This window comes from Paracraurococcus ruber (assembly GCF_004353985.1).
GTDB lineage: Bacteria > Pseudomonadota > Alphaproteobacteria > Acetobacterales > Acetobacteraceae > Paracraurococcus > Paracraurococcus ruber.
This window is the reverse complement of sequence record NZ_SMOA01000221.1, coordinates 1-9,173: the sequence shown is the minus strand read 5'-3', so window position 1 is coordinate 9,173 and position 9,173 is coordinate 1. Positions and strand designations below refer to the sequence as shown.

The 9,173-nt window shown below is 74.7% G+C and carries 11 protein-coding genes; 8 read left to right on the top strand and 3 right to left on the bottom strand.

What is annotated here, in order from left to right; translation table 11 throughout:
* Window positions 1-164: 164 nt before the first annotated feature.
* Complete coding sequence (locus E2C05_RS24815; protein ID WP_133222329.1) at window positions 165-1,139, bottom strand: Bug family tripartite tricarboxylate transporter substrate binding protein; 975 nt, start codon at window positions 1,137-1,139, stop codon at window positions 165-167.
* Between the two features lie 201 nt (window positions 1,140-1,340).
* Here E2C05_RS24815 and E2C05_RS24810 point away from each other — a divergent pair, with 201 nt between their 5' ends.
* The 8 genes from E2C05_RS24810 (at window position 1,341) to E2C05_RS24775 (ending at window position 6,883) form a co-directional block, all read left to right on the top strand.
* On the top strand, window positions 1,341-1,868 hold the full coding sequence (locus tag E2C05_RS24810; protein WP_133222328.1) for a prolyl-tRNA synthetase associated domain-containing protein: 528 nt from the start codon (window positions 1,341-1,343) through the stop codon (window positions 1,866-1,868).
* 139 nt (window positions 1,869-2,007) lie between these two features.
* Window positions 2,008-2,658 (top strand): HAD family hydrolase, encoded by a 651-nt coding sequence (locus tag E2C05_RS24805; RefSeq protein WP_133222327.1) that lies wholly within the window; start codon window positions 2,008-2,010, stop codon window positions 2,656-2,658.
* Between the two features lie 229 nt (window positions 2,659-2,887).
* Window positions 2,888-3,844, top strand: a complete 957-nt coding sequence (locus tag E2C05_RS24800) for a tetratricopeptide repeat protein (protein WP_133222326.1) — start codon at window positions 2,888-2,890, stop codon at window positions 3,842-3,844.
* A 10-nt stretch (window positions 3,845-3,854) separates the two neighbouring features.
* A complete protein-coding gene (locus E2C05_RS24795; RefSeq protein ID WP_133222325.1) occupies window positions 3,855-4,529 on the top strand; it encodes an LON peptidase substrate-binding domain-containing protein in 675 nt (224 codons plus the stop codon).
* A 48-nt stretch (window positions 4,530-4,577) separates the two neighbouring features.
* The gene (locus E2C05_RS24790) at window positions 4,578-4,802 is read left to right on the top strand and encodes a Trm112 family protein (protein WP_133222324.1); all 225 of its coding nucleotides are present in this window, start codon (window positions 4,578-4,580) and stop codon (window positions 4,800-4,802) included.
* A complete protein-coding gene (locus tag E2C05_RS24785) occupies window positions 4,802-5,170 on the top strand; it encodes a gamma-butyrobetaine hydroxylase-like domain-containing protein (protein ID WP_133222323.1) in 369 nt (122 codons plus the stop codon). The genes E2C05_RS24790 and E2C05_RS24785 overlap by 1 nt, the downstream gene beginning before the upstream one ends.
* Window positions 5,170-5,634, top strand: a complete 465-nt coding sequence (locus tag E2C05_RS24780; RefSeq protein WP_133222322.1) for a DUF2214 domain-containing protein — start codon at window positions 5,170-5,172, stop codon at window positions 5,632-5,634. Before E2C05_RS24785 ends, E2C05_RS24780 begins: the two co-directional genes overlap by 1 nt.
* 382 nt (window positions 5,635-6,016) lie before the next feature.
* A complete protein-coding gene (locus E2C05_RS24775; RefSeq protein WP_133222321.1) occupies window positions 6,017-6,883 on the top strand; it encodes a phytanoyl-CoA dioxygenase family protein in 867 nt (288 codons plus the stop codon).
* 211 nt (window positions 6,884-7,094) lie between these two features.
* On the opposite strand, the gene E2C05_RS24770 is transcribed toward E2C05_RS24775, so the two are convergent.
* Both E2C05_RS24770 and E2C05_RS24765 read right to left on the bottom strand, forming a co-directional pair.
* Window positions 7,095-7,436, bottom strand: coding sequence for a DUF6152 family protein (locus E2C05_RS24770; protein WP_133222320.1), 342 nt, complete (start codon window positions 7,434-7,436; stop codon window positions 7,095-7,097).
* Window positions 7,437-7,700: 264 nt separating this feature from the next.
* Window positions 7,701-8,969, bottom strand: a complete 1,269-nt coding sequence (locus E2C05_RS24765) for a UbiH/UbiF/VisC/COQ6 family ubiquinone biosynthesis hydroxylase (protein ID WP_133222319.1) — start codon at window positions 8,967-8,969, stop codon at window positions 7,701-7,703.
* Window positions 8,970-9,173 lie beyond the last annotated feature (204 nt).

The window sequence follows — 9,173 nt, the reverse complement described above, 5'->3', positions numbered from 1 at the left end:
GCGGCATCCCGGCCTGGACGCGGCGCGCCGCGGCGCCACGCCGCGTGCTGCCATGCCACAGCGGTCTCCGACCGCCCGCGCTGCCCTGGTGCCGCACCACGCCCGATGCCGGGCAAGGTGCGCCGGGGCGGCGGCACGCGCCCCGGCGGCGGCGCCGGCCGGCGTCAGTCCGGCTTGATGCCGGCGGCCCGCACCACCGGTTCCCATTTCGCGGCCTCCGCCCGGAGCCAGGCCTCGGCGCTGTCCGGCGTGCTGTCGGGGCGCACCTGCAGCGCCAGCTCCTCCAGCTTCCGCTGCACCTCCGGCTTCGCCAGCACGCCGTTCACCGCGGCATTCACCGCCTGCACCACCGGGGCCGGCGTGCCGCGCGGGACCATCAGCATGTGCCAGGTATAGGCCTCGTAGCCGGGCAGCCCCGCCTCGGCGAAGGTCGGCACCTCCGGCAACTGGGGCAGGCGCTTCTGGCCGCTGACCGCCAGCCCCTTCACCTCGCCGCGCTGGATGTAGGGCAGGGTGTTGTTGGCGACGTCGATCATCATCGCCGTGGTGCCGTTCAGCAGGTCCGGCATGGCGGCGGCGGAGCCGCGATAGGGCACATGGGTGACGCGGAGATTCCCCGCCTCCCGCAGGAAGAGCTCGCCGGCCAGGTGCAGGGCGCTGCCATTGCCGGCGCTGCCGTAGTCGTACTTGCCGGGATTGGCGCGATAGAGCGCGATCAGCTCCGCCAGGGAGGTCACCGGCAGGTCCTTGTTCGCCATCAGCACCATGGGAATGACGCCGACCAGGGCCACCGGCTGCAGGTCCGCCAGCGGGTCGAAGGGCAGGCGGGCGAACATGGCGCGCAGCACCGCATGCGCGACGGTGGTGTAGAGCAGCGTGTGGCCGTCCTTCGCCTTCGCCACGGCGTCGGTGCCCACCACCACGCCGGCGCCGGTGCGGTTCTCCACCACCGGGCGGAAGGGCAGGACCTTGCCCAGCTCCTCGGCCAGCAGGCGGGCGGGGATGTCGGTGGGGCCGCCGGCGGCGAAGGGCACCACGATGCGCGGCGGCTGGGTCGGCCAGGCGGCGGGCTGCGCGAGGGACGCGGCGGGAAGCAGGGGGCTGGCGGCGGCAAGGCCGAGCAGGGCGCGGCGGCGCATCGGGCAATCTCCGGCAATGGTCATCTTGCGGCCCCGGGGTGGTACGCCCGCGCGCCGATGCGCAGAAGACGCGAGTTGCACCGGGCGGTTGCACCCGGCCGGCTTGCACCCGCGCGGCGGCCGGCGGAAACACCGCCCCGCCCCGCCCCGCCCCGCCCCGACACCGGCCCCGACAACCGGCCCCGTGCAAGGACACGCCGCATGCCAGAGACCCCGGAAGGCCTCCTCGCCCGGCTCGAGGCGCTCGGCCTCGAGACCCGCACCGTGACCCATCCGCCGGTCTTCACCGTGGCGGAAAGCCGCGAATTGCGCGGCACGCTGGAGGGTGGGCACAGCAAGAACCTGTTCCTGCGCCCGGCGAGGAAGGCGCCAGGGGAGGATGCGAGGCCGCATCTGCTGGCGGTGCTGCAGGAGGATCGGCAGGTCTCGGTCAATGCGCTCGCCCGCGCCGCCGGCGCCGGCCGGGTGGAGATGGCGCCGGCCGAGGACCTGATGGCGCTGCTGGGGGTGATCCCCGGCTCGGTCACGCCCTTCGGCATGGTGAATGCCCCGCCCGGCGCGGTGCGGGTGGTGCTGGATGCCGGACTGATGCGCGATCATTCCTGGGTGCATTTCCACCCGCTGGCGAACAACATGACCACCGCCATCCGCCCGGCCGGCCTGCTGCGCTTCCTGGAGAGCCTGGGGCATCGGCCGGAGGTGCTGGAGATCCCCGCGCCCGGCGGCTGAGCCGGGGCCGGCCCGCACGGCCGGCCCGCACGGCCGTCCCGCGCTGGACGTCCCGCACAGGCCGCCCCGCATCGGCCGGACCGCGCGCGATCGGTACGCCCGGGTTCCGGCCGGCGCCGCGGGGTGCTTCCCTGGCCGGATGGACCAGCTTCCAGCCGCCGTCGTCTTCGACATGGACGGCCTGCTGTTCGACAGCGAGGCGCTCTACCGCGACGCGCTGCTGGCCGTCGCCCGGGCGCAGGGCTTCGCCTTCGCCGCCGCCGACTTTCCGGCGCTGATCGGCCGGCCCTGGTCGGCGAACCGGGTGACGCTGCAGCGGCATCTCGGTGCCGGGCGGGATGTCGAGGCGGTGCAGGCCGCCTGGATGCGCGAATACGAGGCGCGGCGGCCCGCCCTGGCGCTGAAGCCGGGCGCTGCCGCCCTGCTGGACCGGCTGGATGCCCTGCGGCTGCCGCGGGCGATCTGCACCTCCTCCGGCCATGCGACGGTCGCCCGCAACCTTCGCCTGCACGGGCTGGAGGGGCGGTTCGACGCGGTGATCGCGGCCGGCGACTACGCCTGCGGCAAGCCGGCGCCCGATCCCTACCGCGCTGCGGCGGCCCGGCTGGGCCTGCCGGCGGGCGGCTGCCTCGCGCTCGAGGATTCCGCGGCCGGCATCCGCTCCGCCGCCGCGGCCGGGATGCGGGCGGTGATGGTGCCGGACCTGCTGCCGCCCGACGACGCGCTGCGCCGGCTGTGCGAGGCCGTCCTGCCGGACCTGCACGCGGTCCGCCGCCGCTGGTTCGGGTGATCCGGGCGCGGCCGCGGCCGCGGCCTGCGCGCGCAGGGCGGAGATGCCGCCGGCCCGCCAGGCTTTTCGGCCCGCCCTTCCGGGGCGTTCCCGGCCCGCCGCCGCTGCCCTACTGTGCGATCGATCCGGCCGGGCGGCCCCGGGCCATCCGGCCGCCGGATGGCCGATGGCCTATTGTCCCCGCGCCCGGCGGGGGCATGTAAGACCGCAAGACTGAGGAATTGCCGCGATGGACGTCATCTTCGACCCGAACCGTCAGGGTCCAGGCCCCGGGATGGGTGCCGCGGCGGGCGGGCCGGACCCGGTGAAGGACGGCGACCAGAAGACCTTCATGCAGGATGTGGTGAATGCCTCGCGCGAGGTGCCCGTCCTGGTGGATTTCTGGGCCACCTGGTGCGGCCCCTGCAAGACGCTCACCCCGACGCTCGAGAAGGTGGTGCGCGCCGCCGGCGGCCGCGTGCGCCTCGTCAAGATCGACATCGACAAGAACCGGTCCCTGGTGCAGCAGCTCACCCAGCTCGGCCTGCCGCTGCAATCCGTGCCGACGGTGGCCGCCTTCTGGCAGGGCCAGATCCTCGACCTCTTCCAGGGCGCGCTGCCGGAAGGCGAGGTGAAGCGCTTCATCGAGGGGCTGCTGAAGGCGGCCGGCGGCCAGATGCCCTCCGCCGACCTGCTGGCCGAGGCGAAGGCCGCGGCCGAGGAGGGCGACCACCAGGGCGCGCTGCAATTGTTCGGCACCCTGGTGCAGGAGGACCCGGAGAATGCCGAGGCCTTCGCCGGCGCCGCCCGCGCCCTGATGGCGCTGGGGGAGGAGGAGCAGGCCCTGCAGGTGCTGGACAGCGTGCCGCCCAAGCTGAAGGACCATGCCGAGATTGTCTCCGTCCGCAGCGCGCTGGAGCTGGCGGCGGAAGGCCGCAAGGCGCGCGCCAAGCTGTCGGAGTTCGAGACGCGCCTGGCCGCCGACCCGGACGACCACCAGGCGCGGATCGACCTGGCGGTGGCGCTGAACGCCTCGGGCGAGCGGGAGGGCGCCGTGGACGCGCTGCTGGAGGCCATCCGGCGCGACCGCGCCTGGAACGACGAGGCGGCGCGCAAGCAGCTGCTGAAATTCTTCGAGGCCTGGGGCTTCGACGACGCGGCGTCGAAGGCGGGACGGCGGAAGCTGTCCTCGCTGCTGTTCCGGTAAGCCCGCCGCTTTGACGGCCTTCCACCCCCGCCTCGACGAGCTGCCGGAGGAGATCGCGGTCTTCCCGCTGCCGGGCGCCCTGCTGCTGCCCGGCGGCCGGTTGCCGCTCAATATCTTCGAGCCGCGCTACCTGGCGATGACGCAGGACAGCCTGGGCGCGGGGCGGATGTTCGGCATGATCCAGCCGGAGCCCGGGGCCAGGCGCGGCGAGACCGGGCCGGGCCTCTATCGCATCGGCTGCCTCGGCCGCCTGTCCTCCTTCGCCGAGACCGAGGACGGAAGGCTGCTGATCACCCTGACCGGGGTGATCCGCTTCCGGGTGGCCGAGGAGCTGGCGCTGCGCCGCGGCTATCGGCGGGTGCGGGCCGACTATGCCGGCTTCGAGCCCGACCTCGACCTGATCGACCAGCCCGCGCATATCGACCGCGGCGCGCTGCTCGGCGCCCTCCGGCCCTTCTTCAAGGCGCGCGGGATCGAGGCGAACTGGGAGGCGATCGAGCAGACCTCCGACGCGCTGCTGGTCCTGACTCTGGCCATGGTCTGCCCCTTCGAGGTGCCGGAGAAGCAGGCCCTGCTGGAGGCGACGACGCCGGAGGAGCGGGCGGCGATGCTGGTCGCCCTGCTGCAGATGGGCGCGCATGGCGACCCGGGCGGCGACACGCCGTCCGACCGCCGGCCAAGCTGACCCGGGCGGGGCTGCGCGCGGCGCGGCAAACCGGCTACAACACCGGGCATGAGCGATACCCCTGCAACGCCCCTTGGCACCGCCGGCCCGGCCCCGGGCGGCGAGGTCGATCCTGCCCTGCTGGAGATCCTGGTCTGCCCGGTGACCAAGGGCCCGCTGCGCTATGACCGCGCCCGCGGCGAGCTGATCAGCGACAGCGCCCGCTTGGCCTACCCGATCCGCGACGGCATCCCGATCATGCTGCCGGATGAGGCACGCCCGCTGGAGGGCTGATGCCGGCCGCCACCGAGATCCGCCTCCGCCGCGCCGAGCGCGTGCTGGAGGTCGCCTTCGACGACGGCACGCGCGTCAGCCTGCCGGCGGAATACCTGCGGGTGGAAAGCCCCTCGGCCGAGGTGCAGGGGCATGGCCCGGGCCAGAAGGTGATCGTCGCCGGCCGGCGGGAGGTGGGGATCCTGCGGGTGGAGCCGGTGGGCCACTACGCCATCCGCATCGCCTTCGACGACCTGCATGACAGCGGGATCTATTCCTGGGACTACCTGCACCGGCTGGGGACGGAGCGGGAGGAGCGCTGGACGGCCTATGAGCAGGCCCTGGCGGCCAAGGGCCTGACCCGCGACCCGCCGAAGCGCAAGGGCTGATGCCGGACGCGGTGCTGGGCGCGCTGGAGTCGCTCGGCCTCGCCTCCCGCCTCGCCCGCTCGGCGCCGCTCTATGCCCTGGCCTCGGGCGCGCATGTGCTGGGCATCGGCCTGCTGCTGGGGCCGATCCTGCTGGTGGATCTGTGCCTGCTGGGCGTGCTGCGGGGACTGGACCCGCCGGCCCTGCACCTGCTGCGGCGGGCGGCGGCGCTGGGCGCGGCGCTGGCGGTCGGCACCGGCCTGCTGCTGTTCGCCGTGCGCCCCTTCGAATACGCCGCCAACCCGGCGATGCAGTGGAAGCTGCTGCTGGTGGCGCTGGCGGTGGTGCATGCGCTGGCGGCGGAATGGCGCTGGCGGCGGCGGCCGGCGGAACCCGGGCAGGCCGCGGCCCGGGTGGCCGGCGCCCTGTCCCTGCTGTCCTGGCTTGGCGCGCTGGCGCTCGGCCGCTGGGTGGCCTTCGTCTGAGCTCCCGAACCGCCGGGCCGCGGCGAGGGCTGGCCGGGGTCCCGCGCGCCGGCCCCCGTGCCCGGGGGGCCAGCAGGTCACCCGGAGGCGCCCGGGCCGACGGGTCGCGCTGCGGGACCGGGCGGGCCGGGTCGCGAGGCTTAGGAGCAACGATGCTGGCCCCGGTGCCGGTAGGGCGGCCGGCGCCTGTCGCCGCTGGACCGGCAGGGGCGCCCCGCCCGCCGCGACCGGCGGCGATGGCCACGGCCCGGCGATAAACGCTGCGCGAGGATCGCCGCGCCCGTCCTTCGTGCCACGGCGGTCCGCGCTAGACCTGGGTCCTGCCGCTGGCCCGGTGCCCTTCGGCATCGCTGCCTGCCAGCGCCGCCAAGGGGGATCGCCGATGAGTTTCCTGAAGAGGATCGCCGCGCGCGCCTTCGCCCGCCCCGCCGCCGGCCTGCTGACCGAGGCGCAGAAGCAGGCCTGGGCGCGCGACGGCATGCTGGTGCTGGAAGGCTTCCTGGAGCCCGCCCGGATCGACGCGGTGAACCGGCTGATCGAGGCGCTGAGCCAGGGCGGCGAGGCGGTGGCGGCGCATCCGCGCATCGCGGTCGATGTCCTGCATGGCGAGCGCATCGGGAAGCGCCTGCCGCTGCCGGAGGTGCCGGCTGAGGATTTCCGCGGCCCGGTGAAGATCAACGACCTCTTCCTCGAGGCGGAGGCGGTGCGGGCCTGCAACCTGCACCCGCGGCTGCTGGCGGCGATGGGGGAGCTGATGGGCGGAACACCGATCGCCTGCAACTCCCTGAACTTCGTGTTCGGCAGCCAGCAGCCGCCGCATTTCGACAGCTGGTACATGCCGCCGCCGGTGGAGAACCGGATGATCGTCTCCTCCATCTGCCTCGAGGATGTGCAGCCGGAGGCCGGGCCGGTGACCTATTACCGCGGCAGCCACAAGCTGCCGCCCTACCGTTTCTCGCACGGCGGCATCCATGCGGTGAACGAGGAGATGCCGGCCTGCCAGGCGCATGTCGACCGCGTGGTGGGGGAGGCAGGGCTGCGGCCGGAGACCTTCTGCGGCCGCAAGGGCGACGTGCTGCTCTGGCACGGCCAGCTCTACCACGGCGGCTCGCCCATCGCCGATCCGCAGCGGTCGCGGAAGAGCCTGGTGACGCATTACTGGATGGCGGAGGACCTGGCGCCGGACCTGGTCGCCCGCTCGCCGGAAGGCGGCGGCTATCTCCGCCGCGACCACCAGCAGGCCGGCTGAGGGCGGCGCCCCTGGCGTGACGAGGCCGGCGCCGGCGCGGCGGGAGGCCCGCGGCGCCGCGCCGGCGTCATGCGCATGGCCGTTGATCGTGACCGACCGACGGCCCCTGGGTCGCCGGGCGGTGCGCGCCGCAGGGCCTGGCGAGGCGGCATGCGCCGTGGCGCCCGTCCGGGCGCTGGCATCGGGCCGCGTCGCCGCCCGCGCCGGCGCCTCAGCGCAGTTCCACCCGACGGCCCTCGATTTCGATCCATTCGGCGCGGAAGAGCCGCGGGTTGTTCGTCGCCTCATAGGCATGGACGCGCACGACCCGGCCCGGGGCGATGTCCGCGGCCGACAGGCCGCGCGCCTCCATGCGGGAAGTGGGGGCGAGCTCGATCGTCAGCTCCGCGCCGTCCCGCGCCAGCGCCAGGATGCCGTGCGGGTTGGCGTAGGTGGAGCGCAGCACCGGCGCCTCCAGCTCCAGCACCTTGGCGCGGTCGAAGGAACTCCAGCCATGATGGGCGAAGGCCGGCCCGGCGAGCAGCAGGGCGGCGAGCGTCAGGCGGCGGGTCATCGGTTGGTCCTCCCGGTCGGACCAGGCAGAGATGGGATGCGCGCCGCCGCGTCCAACTCGGGCCGGGGTCCGGGGCCCTGCCCGTGGTGCCGGCGGGCGGGCGCGGGGCGGGGGCAGCCCGGCGTGCCCGCCCCGCGGGGACGCTGCCGCGCCTTCGCCCGACGGAGCGGATCCCGCTCAGGTGGAAGCACCTGATCGGGATCCGCTCTGGTGTCCCGCCCGCGGAGTTCGCAGCCGCCGGCTGCGAATTTCGGGTTCGGGACACTAGGCCCGCAGCAATGGCTGCCCCGCGAGCAGCCCGGTCACGCCCGGCCCCATGCCCATGGCCTGCCGGGCGAAGGCCCGCTTCAGCGCCGGCACCCGGTCCACCGCGGCGATGCCGAGCCGCCGGGCCCAGCGCACCGGCGCGATGTCGTTGCCGAACAGCCGTTCCAGCGCATGCATGCCCGACAGCATCAGCAGCGTGTCCGGCCGCCGCCGGGCCTGGTAGCGCGCCAGCACCGACGGCGCGCCCGGATCGGCGCCGGCATGGAAGGCGGCGATCACCTCCTCGGCCAGGGCGGCGACGTCGCGGAAGCCGAGGTTGAGCCCCTGTCCGGCGATCGGGTGCACGCCATGCGCCGCATCGCCGATCAGGGCCAGCCGCGTATCGGTCCAGCGTTCCACGTGCAGGGCGCTGAGCGGGTAGGACCAGCGCCGCCCGATCGGCCGGATCTCGCCCAGATGGTCGCCGAGGCGGCGCCGCAATTCCCGCCCGAAGGCGGCGTCGTCCAGCGCCAGCACGCGGCGGGCGATCGCCGTCCGGTCGGCCCAGACGAAGGCCGAGGCATGCGGCCAGGCGGCGCTGCCGAAATTCCCCGGCCCCGCCAGCGGCAGCTGCGCGAAGGGCCCGTTCGGCAGGAACTGCTCCAGCGCGATGTTGCGATGCGGCTTCTCATGCGCGAAGGCGCCGACCATGCCGATCTGCCGGTAGTCGAGCGTGGCGGTGCGGATGCCGGCCTGCTGCCGCAGCGGGCTGTTGCGCCCCTCGGCCGCCACGACCAGCCGGGCCCGCAGCACCTCCCCGGTCGAGAGGCGTATGGTGGCGCCCGCGGCGCTGCGCTCCACCGCCGCGGTCGCCGGGGCGAAGACGCGCAGGTCCGGCATGGCCGGCAGCCTGGCGTTCAGCGCGACGCGGAGGTTCCGCGCCTCCACCATCCAGCCGAAGGGCTCGTCGGAGACATCCGAGGCCTGGAACTGCAGGGAGAGCGGGGAGGCCGGCTCGCCCGGCCGGCCATCGGCGACGCGGATGCCCTGGATGGGGCAGGGGGCTTCCGGCAGGTGGTCCCAGATGCCGGCGGCGGCCAGCAGCCGCTTGGAGGTGAGGGCGATGGCATAGGCCCGCCCGTCGAAATTCTGCAGCTCCATCGGCGGCAGGGGCTGGGTGTCGACCACGGCGGCCGGCAGGCCGGCGGCGGCGAGGGTGGCGGCCAATGTCGCACCCACCGGGCCGGCGCCCAGGATGCAGACGGCGACCTCTTGGGTGTCGGTCATCGCTCAGTCCTTCCAGCCGGGCCGGTCGGGGTCAAGCCGCCGCGCCGGCCCGGGGCATCGGATGCACAGAAATGCAGCAAGTGTCGTCCAAACAGTCGCTCGGCCCCGAAGCTGCAACGAAACCGGGCGGGCCTTCGGCCCGGGTGCCGGGCGGGCGCGGGGCGGGGCGGGGCGGGCGGTGGCGTGCCGCGGCGGCCGGTCCGG

Excerpts from the sequence above, each read along its gene's own strand:
- E2C05_RS24785 (WP_133222323.1), top strand. The coding sequence starts at position 4,802 with ATGCCGGCCGCCACCGAGATCCGCCTCCGCCGCGCCGAGCGCGTGCTG.
- E2C05_RS24805 (WP_133222327.1), top strand. The coding sequence starts at position 2,008 with ATGGACCAGCTTCCAGCCGCCGTCGTCTTCGACATGGACGGCCTGCTG.
- E2C05_RS24765 (WP_133222319.1), bottom strand. The coding sequence starts at position 8,969 with ATGACCGACACCCAAGAGGTCGCCGTCTGCATCCTGGGCGCCGGCCCG.
- E2C05_RS24815 (WP_133222329.1), bottom strand. The coding sequence starts at position 1,139 with ATGCGCCGCCGCGCCCTGCTCGGCCTTGCCGCCGCCAGCCCCCTGCTT.
- E2C05_RS24810 (WP_133222328.1), top strand. The coding sequence starts at position 1,341 with ATGCCAGAGACCCCGGAAGGCCTCCTCGCCCGGCTCGAGGCGCTCGGC.
- E2C05_RS24800 (WP_133222326.1), top strand. The coding sequence starts at position 2,888 with ATGGACGTCATCTTCGACCCGAACCGTCAGGGTCCAGGCCCCGGGATG.
- E2C05_RS24780 (WP_133222322.1), top strand. The coding sequence starts at position 5,170 with ATGCCGGACGCGGTGCTGGGCGCGCTGGAGTCGCTCGGCCTCGCCTCC.
- E2C05_RS24770 (WP_133222320.1), bottom strand. The coding sequence starts at position 7,436 with ATGACCCGCCGCCTGACGCTCGCCGCCCTGCTGCTCGCCGGGCCGGCC.
- E2C05_RS24790 (WP_133222324.1), top strand. The coding sequence starts at position 4,578 with ATGAGCGATACCCCTGCAACGCCCCTTGGCACCGCCGGCCCGGCCCCG.
- E2C05_RS24775 (WP_133222321.1), top strand. The coding sequence starts at position 6,017 with ATGAGTTTCCTGAAGAGGATCGCCGCGCGCGCCTTCGCCCGCCCCGCC.